The 17,741-nt window shown below is 69.9% G+C and carries 15 protein-coding genes; 9 read left to right on the plus strand and 6 right to left on the minus strand.

The annotated features are described in order from the left end of the window. The first annotated feature begins 295 nt into the window (after positions 1 to 295). Positions 296 to 1,204: a LysR family transcriptional regulator gene (locus FKO37_RS20945; protein ID WP_238605493.1), complete on the plus strand. Its 909-nt coding sequence runs from the start codon at positions 296 to 298 to the stop codon at positions 1,202 to 1,204. 544 nt (positions 1,205 to 1,748) lie between these two features. On the opposite strand, the gene FKO37_RS20950 is transcribed toward FKO37_RS20945, so the two are convergent. From FKO37_RS20950 to FKO37_RS20970, 5 genes are read right to left on the minus strand one after another with little or no spacing between them, the layout of a single operon-like run. Then, the gene (locus FKO37_RS20950; protein WP_238605494.1) at positions 1,749 to 2,024 is read right to left on the minus strand and encodes a hypothetical protein; all 276 of its coding nucleotides are present in this window, start codon (positions 2,022 to 2,024) and stop codon (positions 1,749 to 1,751) included. Positions 2,025 to 2,048: 24 nt separating this feature from the next. After that, positions 2,049 to 4,592: an aconitate hydratase AcnA gene (acnA, locus tag FKO37_RS20955; RefSeq protein WP_238605495.1), complete on the minus strand. Its 2,544-nt coding sequence runs from the start codon at positions 4,590 to 4,592 to the stop codon at positions 2,049 to 2,051. Then, the gene (locus FKO37_RS20960; protein WP_238605496.1) at positions 4,589 to 5,431 is read right to left on the minus strand and encodes a citryl-CoA lyase; all 843 of its coding nucleotides are present in this window, start codon (positions 5,429 to 5,431) and stop codon (positions 4,589 to 4,591) included. The genes acnA and FKO37_RS20960 overlap by 4 nt, the downstream gene beginning before the upstream one ends. Then, positions 5,428 to 6,633 carry a CaiB/BaiF CoA-transferase family protein gene (locus FKO37_RS20965; protein ID WP_238605497.1) on the minus strand — a complete coding sequence of 402 codons (1,206 nt, stop codon included), beginning with the start codon at positions 6,631 to 6,633 and terminating at the stop codon, positions 5,428 to 5,430. Before FKO37_RS20965 ends, FKO37_RS20960 begins: the two co-directional genes overlap by 4 nt. Beyond that, the gene (locus FKO37_RS20970; protein ID WP_037812737.1) at positions 6,630 to 7,406 is read right to left on the minus strand and encodes an IclR family transcriptional regulator; all 777 of its coding nucleotides are present in this window, start codon (positions 7,404 to 7,406) and stop codon (positions 6,630 to 6,632) included. Before FKO37_RS20970 ends, FKO37_RS20965 begins: the two co-directional genes overlap by 4 nt. A gap of 155 nt (positions 7,407 to 7,561) precedes the next feature. On the opposite strand from FKO37_RS20970, the gene FKO37_RS20975 reads away from it, so the two are divergent. The 3 genes from FKO37_RS20975 to FKO37_RS20985 are packed head-to-tail and all read left to right on the plus strand — an operon-like array spanning position 7,562 to position 11,784. After that, entirely contained in the window at positions 7,562 to 8,947 is a 1,386-nt protein-coding gene (locus FKO37_RS20975) for an FAD-binding protein (protein WP_238605498.1), read from the plus strand. Positions 8,948 to 8,964: 17 nt separating this feature from the next. Then, entirely contained in the window at positions 8,965 to 10,275 is a 1,311-nt protein-coding gene (locus FKO37_RS20980) for an MFS transporter (RefSeq protein ID WP_238605499.1), read from the plus strand. Between the two features lie 24 nt (positions 10,276 to 10,299). Further along, entirely contained in the window at positions 10,300 to 11,784 is a 1,485-nt protein-coding gene (locus FKO37_RS20985) for an aldehyde dehydrogenase (protein WP_238605500.1), read from the plus strand. Positions 11,785 to 11,829: 45 nt separating this feature from the next. Here FKO37_RS20985 and FKO37_RS20990 read toward each other — a convergent pair whose 3' ends face one another. Further along, entirely contained in the window at positions 11,830 to 12,360 is a 531-nt protein-coding gene (locus FKO37_RS20990) for a flavin reductase family protein (RefSeq protein WP_238605501.1), read from the minus strand. A 156-nt stretch (positions 12,361 to 12,516) separates the two neighbouring features. Here FKO37_RS20990 and FKO37_RS20995 point away from each other — a divergent pair, with 156 nt between their 5' ends. The 5 genes from FKO37_RS20995 (at position 12,517) to FKO37_RS21010 (ending at position 17,729) form a co-directional block, all read left to right on the plus strand. Further along, positions 12,517 to 13,377: an alpha/beta fold hydrolase gene (locus FKO37_RS20995; protein ID WP_238605502.1), complete on the plus strand. Its 861-nt coding sequence runs from the start codon at positions 12,517 to 12,519 to the stop codon at positions 13,375 to 13,377. Further along, positions 13,377 to 15,023, plus strand: coding sequence for an FAD-binding protein (locus FKO37_RS21000; RefSeq protein WP_238608307.1), 1,647 nt, complete (start codon positions 13,377 to 13,379; stop codon positions 15,021 to 15,023). The genes FKO37_RS20995 and FKO37_RS21000 overlap by 1 nt, the downstream gene beginning before the upstream one ends. Further along, the gene (locus FKO37_RS21005) at positions 15,020 to 16,024 is read left to right on the plus strand and encodes a ferredoxin--NADP reductase (RefSeq protein ID WP_238605503.1); all 1,005 of its coding nucleotides are present in this window, start codon (positions 15,020 to 15,022) and stop codon (positions 16,022 to 16,024) included. The genes FKO37_RS21000 and FKO37_RS21005 overlap by 4 nt, the downstream gene beginning before the upstream one ends. Before the next feature lie 7 nt (positions 16,025 to 16,031). Next, positions 16,032 to 16,157 (plus strand): hypothetical protein, encoded by a 126-nt coding sequence (locus FKO37_RS47195; RefSeq protein ID WP_255807020.1) that lies wholly within the window; start codon positions 16,032 to 16,034, stop codon positions 16,155 to 16,157. An 87-nt stretch (positions 16,158 to 16,244) separates the two neighbouring features. Then, positions 16,245 to 17,729 carry an MFS transporter gene (locus FKO37_RS21010; RefSeq protein ID WP_238605504.1) on the plus strand — a complete coding sequence of 495 codons (1,485 nt, stop codon included), beginning with the start codon at positions 16,245 to 16,247 and terminating at the stop codon, positions 17,727 to 17,729. Positions 17,730 to 17,741 lie beyond the last annotated feature (12 nt).

Genomic DNA, 17,741 nt, shown 5'->3' on the forward strand with positions numbered 1-17,741 from the left:
CGTCGGCCGACGGTCACGCTGGAGATTCCCTTCGCCACTCCCGGCAATGACATCGTCCTGTTCCGCACGAATGTTTCGCCCGCTCCGGAAGCCCCGGCGAATTCGGCTGTTCGCCGCAACCTCGATTCGGGCGTTCGGCGGCACCTGCGGCGGGGTAGTTGGGGCACGCTCGGTGTCCTTCGGGGCGCGAAAATCCCGGTTCGATCTGGGTTTCGCGTCGCGGGCCAAGGGAGGGGGCCGCGCTGGCGTCTACTGTGGACGTCCGGGGCCGTTCGTTTCGGATATGGTTGGCGGAATGGCTGATCTGACGCTCACCGGCCTCCGGGTCGTGGTCGAGGTTGCCCGCACCGGGTCGTTCAGTGCTGCCGCGCATCGGCTCGGCTACACGCAATCCGCGGTGTCGCGGCAGATCGCGGCGAGTGAACGCGCTACTGGAACCGCGTTGTTCGAGCGGCATGCACGTGGAATCCGTCCTACGACAGCAGGCGAAGTGCTGATCCGGCACGCCGGTCGGGTGCTGGAAAGCGTGAGTGCGGCCGGAAAAGAGCTCGCCGGACTCCGTGACCGGCTGGCCGGGCGGATCTCGGTCGGCGGATTTCCCGCCGCGTCGGCGGTTTTGCTGCCGCGCGCGGTTTCCCGGCTGCTGCGCGCGCATCCGGGCGTGGAGGTGCAACTCGCCGAATCCGCGACGCCCGCGCAACTCCAGTCGCTGCGCCGCGGCCGGCTCGACGTCGCGGTGGCCGTCACCGGCGACGGTTTGCCGGAATACGATTTCGAAGGCTTGCGTCGCAGCGAATTGCGCAGCGGAATCGGGTACGGAGTGGCGGTCGCGGAATCGCATCCGTTCGCCGGGCGAAGCTGGGTCGAGCCGGACGAACTGGCCGAACAGCAGTGGATCGTCGGCGCGGGCGGTTCGCCGGAATTCGGGACGTGGCCGGGCATCGCCGGGCCGTCGATCGCGTTCGCGGTGCGCACGTGGCCGACCCGGCTCGGCTTGGTCGCGGCGGGGCTGGGAATTTCGCTGGTGCCCGGGTTCGCGGCGGATTCACTGCCTGCCGACGTCCGATGGATCCCCGTACGCGACGAGTGCGGCGGGTTGCGCCGCGTGCTGTGGGCGGTGACGGGGGAGCGGCCGGAGCCTGCTGCGGTGGCGATGGTGCGGGCGCTGGAGGAGGAGGCCGGGTCGATCGGTCGAGGCTGCTAGGCGACGGGTTCGCGAGTGGCTGGATTTGGCGCGATGCGCGCACTATGACTCCGTGCGGTGAGGTGTGCCGTATCGAGTGGGTGACCGGGATTTACCTGGCCGAGCGATGCGGTGTCGAACAGGTGTTCGACATGATGGTGAGGTGTCGAAAGCAAGGTTTCTCCCGGCGCGACAGCCGCGAACCCGGGAGCGAAGAGAAGAGTCTTGGCGGATCCCCCAGCGCGGAGTTCAGCCGAAAACGCATGTGCCGTATGCGTTCCCGCCGTATTTCGGAGCGGGTCGGTTCCCGCTCGGAGGCTTTCGCGGATGGAGGCGACGCTCTCTCGACCCGGAACAGTCGCCGGGCCGAGAGACGCCGTTCCGAACAGCGAGCTGCCGCGCGTCCCGGTGGCCCGGGCTCCGGCGTTGTCGGCTGCGCGCCTGGCTCCGTGTCCTTCGGGGAGTCCGGAGCGGCAGGAACGAGCGTCTCGAAACCCGACGTCGCGGTTACCCGTTTGGCGCGGGGCCGAGTCCGGCGGGCTGGTCTGCGCGTACGGAACCGGCCTTACCGCGGTCCGAACCCCCGGTAGGGCTGAAGCGGGATCACCGTGAACTCCGACAGTCCGGAACTGGCCATCGGCAAAGCGTCCACTGTGGACCTGGCTGTGGATTCGTCCGGTGCTTCGACGACGAAGCAGGCGCCGGGGAGGTCGTCGCGCAGCCAGATCTGGCGGACGACGCCGTCGAGGTAGAGGCGGCGCACCCGGTCCGTCTCGGCGGGGATGACCTCGGCGAAGTCAGTCTCCTCGAACGTCTCGGTACGGCGGCGGCTGAGAACCATGAACTGCATGACATGCCTTTCGAATCAACGGTGGGAGAGTTGCGCGGTCTTGAGCAGCCGGGCGAGCAGACCGCCCGCGCGCATCCATTTGTCCTCGGCGCCGGTGTCGACGCGGGCGACGGCGGGGTGTTCGGACACCGCCCGCCCGCCGCGGCGGACGACGACGGTGAGCGGGGCGTTGACGAGCGGTCCGTGTTCCAGGCCGAGGACGTCGAACTCCTCGCTGCCGTCGAACGCGCCCAGCTCAGGGCATTCGACGGGCAGCACGCCCAATGCGACGAGATTCGTGCGATGGATGCGCTCGAAACTCCGGGCGAGGACCGCCTGCACGCCGAGCAGCCGGGTGACCTTCGCGGCCCAGTCGCGGGCCGACCCGGCGCCGTAGGAATGGCCGGCGACGACGACCGCGGGAGTGCCGCGCTCGGCGTAGGCGGTGGCCGCGACGTGCACCGGTACGAGGTCGCCGTCGGGGAGGAGGCGCGTCCAGCCTCCGGGCCGTTCCTCGGCGAGTTCGTTGCGCAGTCGGGGGTTGGCGAAACCGCCGCGCAGCATCACCTCGTGGTTGAGCCGCCGGGAGCTGTAGGTGCCGAGGTCCTCGCGCGCCACCCCGCGTTCGGCGAGCCACTGCCCCGCCGCCGAATCGGGCAGGATGCGCGAGACCGGGGAGATATGGTCGGTCGTGATGCCGTCGCCGAGCACGAGCAACGGGCGCGCGCCCCGGATGTCCCCCTCCCGGACCGGCCTGGCGATCTCGGCGTCGGCAAACGGCGGCCGCCGGATCGTCCCCGTTTCGTCCTCCCACTGGTAGCTTTCGTCGTCCGGATGAGGCAGGCGCTGCCAGCGATCCGTCGTCATGGGCGAGGACGCGCCGGGAGACGCCAGCGCGGCGGCCGCGTCGATGTCCGCTTCGGCGGGCCAGAGGTCCGCCAGCAGCACGGGATTCCCGTCGCGGCCGGTGCCGAGCGGTTCGCGGTCCAGGTCGATCGTGGTGCGCCCGGCGAGCGCGAACGCGACGACCAGGGGAGGCGAGGCGAGGTAGGCGTTGCGCACGTCGGGGTGGATCCGGCCGGGGAAGTTCCGGTTGCCCGACAGCACGGCGGAAACGGCAAGATCGCGGGCCTCGATTTGCCGCGCGACGTCCGGACGGAGCGGGCCGGAGTTTCCCATGCAGGTGCCGCAGCCGAATCCGGCGACTTGGAAGCCCAGTTCGTCCAGTGCCGGTTGCAGGCCGGCGGCGGCGAGCAGGTCCGCGGTGGCCTGCGAACCGGGGGTCAGCGAGGTCTTCGTCCACGGTGCGACTGCGAGGCCGCGGGCGACGGCGTTGCGAGCCAGCAACCCGGCGGCAGCCATCGCCCGCGGGTTGGACGTGATGGTGCAGCTGGTGATCGCGGCGATCACCACGGCTCCGTCGGGCAGATCGCCAGAGCCGGGCCGGGCCGCCGCGGGGTCGTACAGGTCGGCGGGCCGGAGCGGCTGGTGCGGGCGGGACGGTCCGGCCAGCGTCCGGTCCACCGCGGCGAGGTCCAGCTCGATCACGTCGTCGTAGTCCGGTTCGGCTCCGTACAGCATCCCTTGCGCGGCAAGGTAGTCGCGCACCGGTCCGGCGGGGCGGCCGGTCGCGGAAAGGTAATCGAGGGTGCGGGCGTCGGCGGGAAAATAGGCCATCGTCGCGCCGTACTCGGGTGCCATGTTCGCGATGGTCGCCCGGTCGGGCACGGCCAAGCCGGCGAGGCCGGGTCCGTGGAACTCCACGATCCGCTGCACGACCCCGTGCGTCCGCAGCAGCGCGGCGAGCGTCAGCGCCACGTCGGTCGCCAGCACGCCCGGCCGGACCGTTCCGGTCAACCGGACCCCGACGACCTCGGGCACCCGCAGGTAAAGAGGCTCGCCGAGCGCGGCGGCGGTCGCCTCGATGCCGCCGGCTCCCCAGCCCGCCACGGACAGCCCGTTGACCATCGTGGTGTGGCTGTCGGTGCCGACGACGGAATCGAACCCGGCGAGCGGGCCCGGCGTGACGACGTCGGCGAGCACCTCGAGGTTCAGCTGGTGGCAGATCCCGATGCCGGGCGGGACGACCCGCAGGCCGGGAAACCGGGTCTGGGCCCAGCGGAGGAACCGGTACCGGCCGGCGTGGCGGGCGTACTCGCGGTCGAGGTTCGTCGCGGCGGCCAGGGGAGAGCCCGCGGTGTCGAGTTCCAGCGCGTGGTCGACGACCAGGTCCATCCGCTTGCGCGGGGCGACCGACGCCGGGTCGAGCCCGAGTCCGGCGGCCCGCTCGGCGAGCGCGACCAGGTCGGCGAGGACAGGAATGCCGGAAGCGTCCTGCAGCAGCACCCGTTCCGGGTGGAACGGGATCGCCGCGGCGGTGTCCCGGCGGGCCAGCGCGCGCACGTGCTCGGCCGTCGCCGTGCGGCCGTTCTCGTGCCGCAGCACGTTTTCCGCCAGGACGCGGGTGGAGTAGGGCAAGCGGCCGAGAGGGCCCGCGCCGTTCGCTTCGGCGGCGGGCAGGCTGAAGAGCCGGGTGCCGCCGGGCAGCGGCCGCAGCGCGCGGAACGAATCGAGGGTCACGGCTGCGGCACCGGACGTTCGGAGGCCCCGGTGTAGGCGGGCAGCAGCGGCGGCGGGATCGGCCCCTTGATCCGGCGTCCGGACTGGCTTTCCTCCCAGGCGTGGGACAGGATCCCCACCGACCGGGACAGGATGAACAGCCCGCGGCCCAGTTCCGGCGGGAACCCGAGTTCCGCGTAGACGACGGCGGTCGCCCCGTCGATGTTCATCGGGACCGGTTTGGCCCGTCCGGCCGCCAGTTGCCGTTCGAGTTCCCTGGCGACGGCGAGGAATCGCCCTTCGACCACTCCGGCCGCGACTTGGTCGGCGAGCGCCTCCAGCAGGGGGTCGCGGCGCGGGTCGCGCGGGTGGAACCGGTGCCCGTAGCCGGGTATGTGCTGTCGGCGGGAGCGGAAGTCCGTCAGGGTCTTGGCGACCGCGGTCTCGAGACCGTCCTTTTCGGACTCCGCGCGGAGCTGGCCGAGGAGTTCCATGCACTGCTGTCCTGCGCCGCCGTGCACGTCGCCGAGCAGGCCGACGCCCGTGGACATCGCGCCGTGCAGTCCGACGCCGCACGTGGCCGCCATCCGCGCCGCGGCGATCGACGGGGCCTGCGGGCCGTGATCCACTGCGGCGACGAGGGCCTTCTCCAGCAGCGCGGCCTGTGCCTTGCCGGGCAGCTCCCCGCGCACCATCAGCCAGACCGTCTCCGCGAAGCCCGCGCCGGAGATCAAGTCCTGCACCGGATAGCCGCGCAGCCGGATGCTCCCGGGCTCGATGTCGGAGACCGCGGTGGACCACCATTCGGTCACGTCCCGGGTCGACGTCGCCCGGACCGCTTCTTCGCGAGCGGAGGTCATACCGCCTTCTCCTCCCGCAACCGGGCGATCTCGGGTTCCGCGAACCCCAGTTCCCGCAGGATCGCGTCGGTGTGTTCGCCCAGCCGCGGCGGTCGCGAGCCGGCGGCGACCCGTGCGCCGTCGACCCGGGTGGGGGCGCCGAGCACCCGCATCGCCCCGCCTGCCGCGGCGGGCGATTCGACTGTCGTGACGAGCTCGCGGTGCGCGATCTGCTCCGACGCCAGTGCTTCGGGCACGGAAACCACCGGCGCGGCCGGAACTCCGGTCTCCAGCAGGATCTCGTCCCACTCCGCCGCGCTCTTTTCCTTGAGGGAGGTCTCCAGCTCCGCTCGCAGGGCGTCCCGGTTGCGCTTGCGGTCCTCGCGGACGGCGAACCTCGGATCGCTGATCAGCTCCTCGCGGCCGAGCACCCGGCAGAGGATCTCGAACTGCTCCTGCTTGTTCGCCGCGATGTTGAGCGCGCCGTCGCCGGTCTCGAACGTGCCGGACGGCGCGGAGGTGATGTTCTCGTTGGCCATCGGAGCCGGTTCGCGGCCGCCGATCAGATGATCCGACACCACCCAGCCCATGGCGGTGAGCGCGGCGTCCAGCATCGAGGTGTCGAGGAAAGCTCCTTGGCCGGTGCGGCGCTGGCGGAGCAGCGCCGAGGAGATCGCGAACGCCGCGGCGAGCCCGCCGAAGCTGTCGCACACCGGGAACCCGACTCGCAGCGGCGCGACCTCCGGCGTTCCGGTCACGCTCATGATGCCCGAAAGCCCTTGGACGACCTGGTCGTAAGCCGGCCTGCGCCGCATCGGCCCGGTCGCGCCGAATCCCGAGACGGCGCAGTAGACCAGTCTCGGGTTGATTTCCCGCAGCCGGTCCCAGCCGAACCCGAGACGCTCCAGAACTCCGGGACGGAAGTTCTCCAGCAGCACATCGGCGCGCGCCACCAGCTTCGCGAAGACGTCCTTGCCTCCCTCGCTCTTGAGGTCGACCGTCACGGACCGCTTTCCGGAGTTCTGGGCGAGAAACGAGACGCCGAGCCCTTCGCCGGACAGCCCCGGATCGGCGCCGAGCTGGCGGGCGAGGTCGCCGGTGCCGGGCGGTTCGACCTTGATCACCTCGGCGCCCATCAGCGCGAGCTGGTACCCGGCGAACGGACCGGCCAGCACGTTGGTGAGGTCGAGGACGCGCACGCCCTCGAGCAGGTCGGCGGTCACAGGAACACCTCCACCGGGCCGAGCCCGGCTTCGCTGATCTCGCGGGCGGCCGCGGTCACCGCGTCGACGTAGCGGCCGACGCGATCGGCGGTGAAGCGCGAGGTCGGCCCGCTCGCGGACAGTGCCGCGATCACCCGGCCGTCCTTGGCGAAAATCGGGGCGGCCACCGCCGACGCGCCCAGTTCGCGTTCGCCGTGCGTCACCGCGTAGCCCGCCTCGCGGATGCTGGCGACCTCCCGCCGCAGCGGCTCCAGTTCGAGGCCGGACCGGCGGCCGGCCAGCTCGTGCAGCACCTCGTCCGGCGCGCCGCCGAGCAGGATCTTGGCGCTGGCCCCGCTCGCCAGCGGATACGGCACGCCGACGGCGACCACGCTGCGGACCGTCGCGGTGCCCTCAGCCTGGGCGATCGCGGTCCGGTCGAGGCCGCGGCGGACGTAGACGTTCACGGTCTCGCCGCAGGATTCGGCGAGCCGCGCCATGATCTGGCGCGCCTCCGGGCCCACCTCCCACAGCGCTTCCGCGAGCTTGACCCAGCGGAGGAGACCCGCGCCGGGTCCGTAGGAGGAGTCGCCGCGGTCCACGATCAGCCCCAGGGATTCGAGCGTCGCGAGCAGCCGCACGACGGTGGTCTTCGGCAGGCCGGTGAGTGCGACCAGCTCGCGGAGCTGCCGGATCGGATGCGCCGCGTCGAACAGTTCCAACACCTCGACAGCTCTCGCGATGCTGCGCACGCCGCCGTCGACCCGCGTGGAAGCGGTACCAGTCTCAGCCATGTCCACCACCATAGACCGTCAGATGGTTCGCGTAAACCGCATTGTGGGTTGACTGAGCCTTGAGCGCGTGTTCTCCTACTTTCCGCGATGCTCGGACTGGACAGCGGAATTCTTGAACCGCTCAATGGCGCGCTCGGGACGAGAAAGGGAGTTTCGTGAGTCGACAACAGGCAGATCTGGTCGTGGTGGGGTGCGGCGCGGGCGGGCTCGCGACCGCGGTGCGGTTTCTCGAATGCAGGCCGGAAGGCCGGGTCGTCGTGCTCGAACGGACGTCGAAGGCTCAGCGCGGCGGCAACACCGCGTGGACCGGCGCGTTCTTCCGGCTCGAACCGGACGGCGAACCGGCGGCCGACTTCTCCGTGCGGATGCGCGACCTGAGCGGCGGCCGCACCGACCCGGCGATCATCGGCAGGCTGGCCGCACTGGCCCGGCCCACGATGGAGTGGCTCAACGAGAACGGCGTCGCCACCAAACCGGACCTGACCTACTTCCTGACCTCGAAGGGCCCGCGGCTGATGCCCGTCGGCGGCGGCGCGGCGATCGTCGAAACCCTTGCCGCGCGGGTGGAAACCCTCGGCGGGACCATCCGCTACGACACCGCCGCCCACGACCTCGTCCAGGACGAGACCGGCGCGGTGACCGGCGTCGTCACGGCGGACGGCACGCGCTGGGAAGCGCCGACAGTGGTGCTCGCCTGCGGCGGTTTCGAAGGAAGCACGGCACTGCTCGACCGCCACCTCGGCGACCGCGGGCACGAACTCTCGCCGATTGCCCCCGGCGGGCGCGCCAACCAGGGCGAGGGCATCGAAATGGGCGTGCGGGCGGGCGCGGCGACGGACGGGCAGTTCGAGCGCTTCCACGGCGAGCCGGTCGATCCGCGCACCCGTTCGCCGGAAGCGCTGGTCATGGTCTACCCGTACGGCATTCTGGTCGACCACCGCGCGCAGCGGTTCCTCGACGAGGGTTCCGACACCCCGGACAACACCTTCGAGTCGGTGGCCTACCGGATCTGGCGCGACGCCGATCAGTTCGCCTACGTCGTCGCGGACCAGAAACTGGTGCGCCAGGACATCGCCCGCGCCGTGCTGACCGACCGCGAGCCCGAAACCGCGGACACCCTCGAAGCGCTGGCGCAGCGGCTCGATCTCGACCCTGCCGCGCTCGTGGCGACCGTCGAGGCCTACAACGCCGCGGCCCGGCCGGGCCCGCTCGACGTCACCGCGCTCGACGGGATCGCGACCAGCGGTCTCGAACCGCCGAAATCCAACTGGGCCCGCCCGATCGACGAGCCGCCTTACGTCGCGTGGCCGGTCACCTGCGCCATCACCTTCACCTTCGGCGGCCTCAAAACCGACGAACACGCCCGCGTCGTGGACCGCCTCGGCGCACCGATTCCCGGCCTGTACGCCGTCGGCGAGACCGCCGGGATCTACCACGGCAAATACCCCGGCGCGACCTCCGTCCTGCGGGCCCTCTGCTTCGGCCGGGTCGCCGGGGAAGCGGCGGCGTCCCGTTCCACCACCCCGAGCACCACGGCTTGAGGCCACAGGAGACAGCCATGAACCCGTCCACCCGCAGCATGTCCCGGCGCGCCGCCGTCGCGAGCCTCGTCGGCACCACCATCGAATGGTTCGACTTCTTCATCTACGGGCTCGCCGCGGCCCTGGTCTTCGGCGAGCTGTTCTTTCCCGAGGCCGACCCGCACAGCGGACGGCTGGCGTCGTTCGCCACGCTCGGCGTCGCGTTCGTCGCCCGGCCGATCGGAGCCGCGATCTTCGGCCACCTCGGCGACAAATTCGGCCGCCGGACCACGCTGATTGCGACCCTGGGCGTCATGGGAGCGTCGACCGGGCTGATCGGGGTGCTGCCGACCTACCGCTCGATCGGCATCGCGGCCCCGATCCTGCTGATCGCGTTGCGGCTGCTGCAGGGCCTCGCGGTCGGCGGAGAATGGGGCGGCGCGGTGCTGATGTCGGTCGAGCACGCGCCGCCGTCGCGCCGGCGGCTGTTCGGGTCCGCTCCGCAGATGGGCAGCCCGCTCGGCCTGGTGCTCGCCACGGCCGTCATGTCCGCGGTGTCGGCGCTGCCGGACGACCAGTTGCTCGCCTGGGGCTGGCGGATCCCGTTCCTCGCCGGTTTCGTGCTCGTCGGCGTCGGATTGGTGATCCGGCTCGGAGTCGCCGAACCGGAGCAGTTCAGCGAGCTCAAGTCGGCCGGACGGACAGCGCGGCTGCCGCTGCGCGAAGTCTTCACCGGTGCGCTGCGCGGACTCGCCGCCGGCACCGGCGTGCAGGCGTCGGTCAACGTCGTCTTCTACCTGATCTCGGTGTACTTCCTGACCTACGCGACGGCGTCGCTGGGCATGCCCCGCAACACCGCACTGCTCATCGTGATGATCGCGGCCGCCGTGGACCTGCTCGCACTGCCGCTCGTGGCCTCGGTGAGCGACCGGATCGGCGCGCGCCCGGTGCTGCTCGGCGGAATCGCTTTCACCGCCGTCGCCGTGTTCCCGTTCTTCTGGTTGCTGGACGGCGATCACCCGGTCGTCACCGGGGTCGTGATCACCGTCATGATGCTGGGCGCGCACGCCACCGTGTACTCCGTGATTTCCAGCGTGATCGCCGACCAGTTCGACACCCGCGTCCGCTACAGCGGCACCGCGCTGAGCAACGCGCTCGGGGCGCTGATCTTCAGCGCTCCCACGCCTTTCATCGCCGAAGCCGTGGTCGGCAACGGCACCCGGTGGTGGCCGCTCGCGTTGCTGACCGTTGTCGCCGCTGCCATCTCGCTTGTCGCTGTCGCCGGTACTTCGCGCCGTCGGCGGCCCGCCGCCCCGTCGACCGAACCGGCTGTCTCCGCCTCCGCCTGAACACCTGTTGGGAGAACTGCTTTCATGTCCACCGAGAACTACGAGATGCTGATCGACGGAAAATGGCGCGTCGCGTCCGACGGCGCCACCTTCCCGTCGGTCAACCCGTTCGACGGCCAGGAGTGGGCGCACGTGCCCGCCGCCACGGCCCAGGACGTCGACGACGCGGTCACCGCGGCCCGGCGCGCGTTCGACGAGGGACCGTGGGCGCAGTCGACCCCGTTGCGACGCGCCGCTCTGCTGCGGAAATTCGGCGACCTCATCAAGGAAAACGCCGACGAACTCGCCCGCATCCAGGTGCTCGAAAACGGCAAGCTCATCCGCGAGGTCGCCGGTCAGACCGCCGCCCTGGCCAACCACTGCTACTTCTTCGCGGGAGTGGCCGAAGCTCCGGTGGGGGAGACGCTTGCGAGCAGTGTGCCCAACATGCAGGTCTTCACGGTGCGCGAGCCGATCGGCGTGGTCGCGGCCATCACGCCGTGGAACAGTCCGCTGGCGCTCCTGCTGTGGAAGCTCTGTCCCGCTCTCGCCGCCGGGAACACGGTGGTGGTCAAGCCGTCCGAGGTCACACCGGTGTCCACGCTGGTGCTGGCCAGGCTGATCCAGGAGGCCGGGTTCCCGGACGGGGTCGTCAATGTCGTCACCGGCGCGGGCGAGGCGGGCGCCGCGCTCGCCGGGCACCGCGGCGTCGACAAGATCGCTTTCACCGGATCCACCGCGGTGGGCAAGAAGATCGCGGTGACCGCGGCGGAACGGCTCGCCCGCGTTTCGCTGGAGCTGGGCGGGAAATCCCCGAACATCGTGTTCCCGGACGCCGATCTGGACAACGCGGTCAACGGCGTCGTCGCAGGGATCTTCGCCGCCACCGGGCAGACGTGCATGGCCGGGTCCCGGGTCCTCGTCCACGAGGACGTCCACGACGAGTTCGCCGCCGCGCTGATCGAGCGCACCGAGCGGATCAAACTCGGCGACCCGCTCGACCCGGACACCGAAATGGGCACGGTCGCCTGCCAGGCGCAGTACGACAAGGTGCTGCACTACATCGAGGTCGCCAAGGCCGACGGCGCACATCTGGCGGCAGGCGGCGGCCGGCCCGAAGATCCCGCCCTGAGCAAGGGATTGTTCGTCCGCCCGACCGTGTTCACCGGGGTCGCCAACAACATGCGGATCGCCCGCGAGGAGGTGTTCGGGCCGGTCGCCGTCGTCATCAAGTTCCGGGACGAGGACGACGCCGTCCGCATCGCCAACGACACCGCGTTCGGGCTGGCGGCCGGCGTCTGGACCCGCGACGTCGCCCGCGCGCACCGGATGATCCGCCGCCTGCGCGCGGGCAGCGTCTGGGTGAACAACTACCGCAAGACGAACTACGTGGCCCCGTTCGGCGGGTTCAAGGAAAGCGGCATCGGGCGGGAGAACGGGTTCCACGCGATCGAGGAGTACACCGAGGTCAAAACCGCGTGGATCGACACCGGCAATCGCATCGCCGATCCGTTCAACCCGCGCGCCTGAGCTGCGACCGAGGCCGCGCTGACGAGGCTTCGCCGTCGGCGCGGCTCAGCGGTCGCTCCACCCCCAGAGATAACCCGGAACCTCGTCCGGACTTCCTTCGATGCCGAAATCGCCGCGGTAGAAAATCATCGGCCGGTCTTCGGTTCCGGGGTCGAGGGCGAGCACCCGGCCGAGGACGACGTCATGGTCGCCCGCGCGGTGCACGGTCTCGATGTCGGCGTGCACGCGCAGCAGGACACCGGGCAATTCCGGCGTGCCCCAGCGGGAAAGCTCCCAATCCAGTCCTTCGAAGCGAAGCCCGCGGCGGGATCCGAAGCGGGTGCAGAGATCGGCTTGCGGTTCGGCGAGCACGTTGACGCAGAACCGTCCGGCGGAGCGGATGCGCGGCCACGCTCGGCCGCCGCGGTCGGCGCAGAACAGCACCAGCGGCGGTTCCAGCGACACCGATGTGAAGGACTGGCAGGTGAATCCCACCGCCTCGTCGTGGTCGACGCCGGTCACCACGGTGACCCCGCTGGCGAACCGGCTCAGTGCGCGGCGCATCTCCAGCGGGCTCGGTGCTTCGGTGGCTTGCATGACTTGACGGTAGCTGCCGCATTCGACCGAGCAGGCCGGTGAATCCCGGTCATTGGAAACGGTTTATGTCTCTCGGTGACCGGGACTGCCGGTCACCGAGGGCCGGGCGGCTGGCTAGCTTCGGTGATACCCGCACCCACGAGCACGAGGTCAGGCATGCCGGAACTGAGCCACGACGCGACGCTGCGCGAACTTCGCACCGACCGGGGCGTGCTGCGCTACCACGAAGCAGGCGACGGCCCGCCGGTCGTGCTGCTGCACGGATCCGGTCCCGGCGTCACCGGATGGCAGAACTTCCGCGCGAACCTGCCGTCGTTCGCCGCGCGTTTCCGGTGCCTGATCCTGGAATTCCCCGGCTTCGGCGTGAGCGACCCGGTCGACGCGCCGCCGATGCCCGCCGCCGAACGCGCGGTGCTCGACCTGCTCGACGGGCTCGGCATCGCCGCCGCTGACCTGGTCGGCAACTCCATGGGCGGATTCGTCGCCACCCGCATCGCGATCGAGCATCCGGACCGGGTTCGCCGGCTGGTGACCGTCGGCGGGATGGGCACGAACATCTTCAGCCCGGCGCCGGGCGAGGGCATCAACCTGCTGACCGAGTTCGTCGATGACCCGACGCGCGAGCGGCTCGTGCAGTGGCTGAACTCGATGGTGTTCGACCGCGGCCTGATCACCGAAGAGCTGATCGAGGAGCGGTGGAAGCTGGCTACCGCGCCGGATTCCTTGGCCAGCGCCAAGAAAATGTACGGCAAAGGGGTGCTGCAGGCGCAGGCGGCCGCGGCTTTCGACGTCACCCCGCTGTGGGCGACGCTGCGCAAGATCCGCGCCCGCACGCTCATCACGTGGGGCCGCGACGATCGGGTCAGCCCGCTCGACATGGCGCTGATTCCGATGCGCACCATTCCCCACGCGGAACTGCACATTCTCCCGAACTGCGGCCACTGGACGATGATCGAGCAGAAGGACGCGTGGGAAAGCGCTGTCCTCGCGTTCCTGCTCCGGAAGGACGGCGAGTGATGGTCTGGGACGCCGAATACGACTTCGTCGTCGTCGGCTCGGGCGGCGGCGGGATGACCGCGGCGCTGACCGCCGCGGCGGCCGGGCTGGACGTGCTGGTCGTCGAGAAGGGCGCGATGTACGGCGGTTCCACCGGGATTTCCGGCGGCGGCATCTGGATCCCGAACAACCCGACGCTGCGCGCGGCCGGGCACGACGACAGCCGTGCGTCGATCCGTCGCTACCTCGATCTGCTCACCGAGGGGCGGGTGCCCGCTGAGCGGCTCGACGCGTATGTGGACCACGGTCCGGCGGCGATGGAGCTGCTGGAGAGAAGCAAGTGGCTGCGGTTCTTCTGGGTGAAGGGATACGCCGATTACCACCCGGAGCTGGAGGGCGGTCGCCCGCTCGGCCGGTCGGTCGAGGCGAAGCCGTTCGACACCCGGCAGCTCGGCGAGGACGAGCGGTACCAGCGGCCGAACACGATGAAGGGTCCGCTCGGCCTGTGGGTCACCGCGAAAGATTACCACGATCTGGCGATGGTCAAGCGGACTTGGCGCGGTCGGTGGGCGTCGGTGATCGCCGCTTGGCGAGTGTCGTCCAACGTGGTGCGGCGTCGGCATATGGCGACCGGCGGTCGTGCGTTGGTCGCGCGGTTGCGGATGGCGTTGAAGGACGCCGGGGTCCCGCTGTGGCTGCGGTCGCCAATGACCGAACTGGTCGTCGAGGACGGCCGGGTGACCGGCATCGTCGCCGAGCACGACGCCGCGCCGCGGCGGATCCGTGCCCGCCGTGGCGTGCTGCTGGCGACCGGCGGCTTCGAGCACAGCGCTGATCTGCGGAAACGCTATTTGCCGGAAGCCGCGTGGGACGACTACAGCGGCGGTGCGCGCGAGAACGTCGGCGACGGCATCGAGGCCGGGCTGGGCGTCGGGGCGGCCACCGACCTGATGGACGACGCGTGGTGGATGCCGTCCGTGCGGCACCCGTCGGGTGCAGTCGTGCCGCTGGTATCCGAGCGGTCGATCCCGCGTTCGGTCATCGTGTCGGCTGAGGGCACGCGGTTCACCAACGAGTCCGCGCCGTACGTCACCTTCGTGCACGCCCAGCTCGAGGGCGGACACGTGCCCGCCTGGTTCGTCATGGACGCCAAAGCCCGGGCGCGATACCCGTTCGCACAGATTTTGCCGGGCGCGCCGATTCCGGAGCCGTACTACGCGGCGGGCATCGCGCACCGTGCGGACACTCTCGCTGGGCTGGCTGAGAAGATCGGCGTTCCGGCCGACGCATTGACGGAAACGGTGAAGCGGTTCAACGGCTTTGCCCGCGCCGGAGCGGACTCGGACTTCGGCCGCGGGAATTCCGCCTACGACCGGTATTACGGCGATCCGACGCTGCCGAACCCGTGTCTCGACGTGATCGAGCGAGGTCCGTATTACGCGTTCCGCATCGAGGTCGGCGACCTCGGCACCAAGGGCGGCCTGGTGTGCGACGAGAACAGCCGGGTCCTGCGGGAGGACGGCTCGCCGATCGACGGCCTGTACGCCACCGGCAACACGACCGCCGCGGTGATGGGCAACGAATACGCCGGTCCAGGCGCGACGATCGGACCGTCGATCGTCTTCGGCTATCTCGCGGCGCAGCACGCGGCCGCGCGCTCGGCATGAACGCGATGCGCGTGCGGGTGACCGAGGTGGTCCGCGAGACCGCTGACGCGCATTCGCTGGTCCTGGAACCGATCGACGGCAGTTTTTCCTACCTGCCCGGTCAATTTCTCACGGTGCGGATTCCGTCCACTGAGGACAGTGTCGCGCGGTGCTATTCGCTGTGCAGTTCCCCGCATTGCGACGAGCCAGCGAGAATCACGGTGAAGCGCACCGCGGGCGGGTACGGGTCGAATTGGTTGGTGGACAACGCGGTCGAGGGGACTGTGCTGGAGGTGCTGCGGCCATCGGGCACGTTCACGCCGCATTCGCTCGACGCCGACGTGTTGCTGCTCGCTGCCGGAAGCGGGATCACGCCGATGCTGTCGATCCTGAAGTCCTGCCTGCGGGCCGGGTCCGGACACGTGACCCTGGTGTGCGCGAATAGGGACGAGCAGTCGGTGATCTTCCGGGACGACTTGCTGCGGCTGGCGAAGGAGCATCCGGATCGGTTGACCGTGCTGCACTGGCTGGAGTCAGTGCAGGGCTTGCCGACCGAGGCCGGGGTTCGGGCGTTGACCGCGCCGTACCGAGATCGGGAAGCGTTCCTTTGTGGACCGGGCCCGTTCATGGATTTGGCTTCAACGGTCCTTAATGGACTTGGCGTGGAAAGCATTACGGTAGAACGGTTCACGTCGCTCACGGGCGATCCGTTCGCGGCGGTGGAGGTGGACGATAACGGTCCCGCGAGCACGGTGGAGGTCGAGCTTGACGGGGAAACGCGGACCTTGCTTTGGCCACGGGAGAATGCGTTGCTCGATGTCCTCCTGGCCGCTGGTTTGGACGCGCCGTTCTCGTGCCGGGAGGGTGCGTGCAGTGCCTGTGCTTGCGTGCTCGTGAGCGGTGAAGTGGATCTGGCGCACAACGAAGTCCTGGATGACCGGGATCTTGCGGAGGGGTTGATCCTGGCCTGTCAGGCCCGGCCTAGGACGGACGAGGTCAAGGTTACGTACGAGGTTCAGTGAGGTGGGCATGGACCGGTCCGCGATCTCGGCCGCGGCGGCTGAACTCGGCGGCATCGACGTGGTCCTCAATGTCGCCCATTTGACGCGGACTCCCGGTGAGCGGGATCGTGCGAGGGCGGTGCGGCGGCCGTGATTACGCTCACGTCGATTCCGGCCTCATCAGCGCGGGACCTCGTATTCCGGCGGGGATTCCCCTGATCACTTCTGGAAAGGGACCGGCATGGCACTCGACCTGAATCCGGCGAACGGACCTGTTTCCCGCGGGCGGATCATCGCGGTCTGCGCGCTGATCATTCTGCTCTCCGAAATCGCCACGTTCGAAATCCTCATGGTGTACCCGGCGCTGCCCGGGATGGCCGCGCATTTCCGGACCCTCGACGTGGCGCAGGCGGCCTCGGTGGTGACCCTCGCCGGCGCGGTCGTGCTGCCCCTCGCGGGCAAGGCCGCCGACCGCTACGGCAAGAAGCGGATCATCCTCGTGATGGGCGCGATCTTCCTGCTCGGCAGCATCCTCTGCGCGACGACCGACGTGTTCGCCGTCCTGTTGATCGGCCGTCTGCTGCAGGGCAGCCTGGTCGGCATCGTGAACATTTCCTACGCACTCGTCCGCGACGTCATCCCGCGGTCGTACGTGCCGATCGCGCTCGGTTCGGTGGTCACCGGAATCGGCATGGGTGCGGTAGCCGGGCCGTTTCTCGCCGGTGCGCTGATCGACAATTTCGGTTTCCGCAGCGTGTTCTGGTTCATGGTCATCTACGTCGGCGTACTGCTTCCGCTGCACGCGTGGCTGGTGCCGGAAAGCACGGTGCGGGTGAAATCGTCGTTCGACATCCTCGGTGCCATTCTGCTCGGTGCGGGTCTCGGCATTCTGCTCGTGGCGGTCGGCAAAGGCGGGACGTGGGGCTGGGGCTCGACGACCACTGCCGGCGCGTTCGGTCTCGGGGTGCTGTTGCTGGCCGCGTTCGTGCTGCGCGAACTGAAGGCCAAGGAACCGCTGATCGACCTGCGGGTGCTCGTCGGCCGCAAATTCCTGCCGACGGTGGTCGCGGTCGGGCTGGTGTCGTACATGATGAACGCGCACAGCATCCTCAGCCCGACCATGTTCGAGACGCCGCACATTCCCGGAAACACTTACGGCGTCGGCCTTTCCGCGCTGCAACTGGCACTGTGGACGTTCCCGCTCGGCGTCGTCGGCATGGTCGTCGGCCCGCTCGGCGGCTACCTGTCGAAGCGGATCGGCGCGCGGCAGGTGCTGCTCGCGTCCAGCCTGTGCTTCCTCGTGGTGATGTTCCTCGGCTCGCGGATGTTCACCGTGCAGTGGCAGGTCGCGATCACGAGCTTCGTCGCCGGATTCGCGGTCGGGTTCCTGCATTCCTCCAACGCGAACCTGTTGCAGGACGCCCTGCCCGCGCGGCTCGGCGGCGCGGGCAACTGCATCGCCGGCGTGATCGCGATGCTGGCGGCGTCGGCCGCGGTGACGGTGACCGGGGCGATCATGTCCGGGCACGTCCGGATGACGCTGCCCCAGTCGCACGCGGTGATCTACGGCGACGCCGCGTTCACCCAGTCGTACCTGTGGGCGGGTGTCGTCGGCGTTGTCGGGGTGGCGATCATCCTGGTGATGAGGCACGGGCGCAAACCCGCGCAGGGTGGGCTGGTCGAGGAAAGCGACACGGCTGCCCGGGTGGCGGTCGCGCAGGCCTGACAGCGGCCATAC

Origin of the sequence: Amycolatopsis sp. Poz14 (genome assembly GCF_006704225.1) — a bacterium.
Classification (GTDB): domain Bacteria; phylum Actinomycetota; class Actinomycetes; order Mycobacteriales; family Pseudonocardiaceae; genus Amycolatopsis; species Amycolatopsis nivea.

What these genes read in the sequence shown, in the direction of transcription:
- FKO37_RS20960 (WP_238605496.1), bottom strand. Translation starts at nt 5,431, where the DNA reads ATGACCTCCGCTCGCGAAGAAGCGGTCCGGGCGACGTCGACCCGGGAC.
- FKO37_RS21000 (WP_238608307.1), top strand. Translation starts at nt 13,377, where the DNA reads ATGGTCTGGGACGCCGAATACGACTTCGTCGTCGTCGGCTCGGGCGGC.
- FKO37_RS20970 (WP_037812737.1), bottom strand. Translation starts at nt 7,406, where the DNA reads ATGGCTGAGACTGGTACCGCTTCCACGCGGGTCGACGGCGGCGTGCGC.
- FKO37_RS47195 (WP_255807020.1), top strand. Translation starts at nt 16,032, where the DNA reads ATGGACCGGTCCGCGATCTCGGCCGCGGCGGCTGAACTCGGCGGCATC.
- FKO37_RS20995 (WP_238605502.1), top strand. Translation starts at nt 12,517, where the DNA reads ATGCCGGAACTGAGCCACGACGCGACGCTGCGCGAACTTCGCACCGAC.
- FKO37_RS20985 (WP_238605500.1), top strand. Translation starts at nt 10,300, where the DNA reads ATGTCCACCGAGAACTACGAGATGCTGATCGACGGAAAATGGCGCGTC.
- FKO37_RS20990 (WP_238605501.1), bottom strand. Translation starts at nt 12,360, where the DNA reads ATGCAAGCCACCGAAGCACCGAGCCCGCTGGAGATGCGCCGCGCACTG.
- FKO37_RS20980 (WP_238605499.1), top strand. Translation starts at nt 8,965, where the DNA reads ATGAACCCGTCCACCCGCAGCATGTCCCGGCGCGCCGCCGTCGCGAGC.
- FKO37_RS20950 (WP_238605494.1), bottom strand. Translation starts at nt 2,024, where the DNA reads ATGGTTCTCAGCCGCCGCCGTACCGAGACGTTCGAGGAGACTGACTTC.
- FKO37_RS20945 (WP_238605493.1), top strand. Translation starts at nt 296, where the DNA reads ATGGCTGATCTGACGCTCACCGGCCTCCGGGTCGTGGTCGAGGTTGCC.
- FKO37_RS21005 (WP_238605503.1), top strand. Translation starts at nt 15,020, where the DNA reads ATGAACGCGATGCGCGTGCGGGTGACCGAGGTGGTCCGCGAGACCGCT.
- FKO37_RS21010 (WP_238605504.1), top strand. Translation starts at nt 16,245, where the DNA reads ATGGCACTCGACCTGAATCCGGCGAACGGACCTGTTTCCCGCGGGCGG.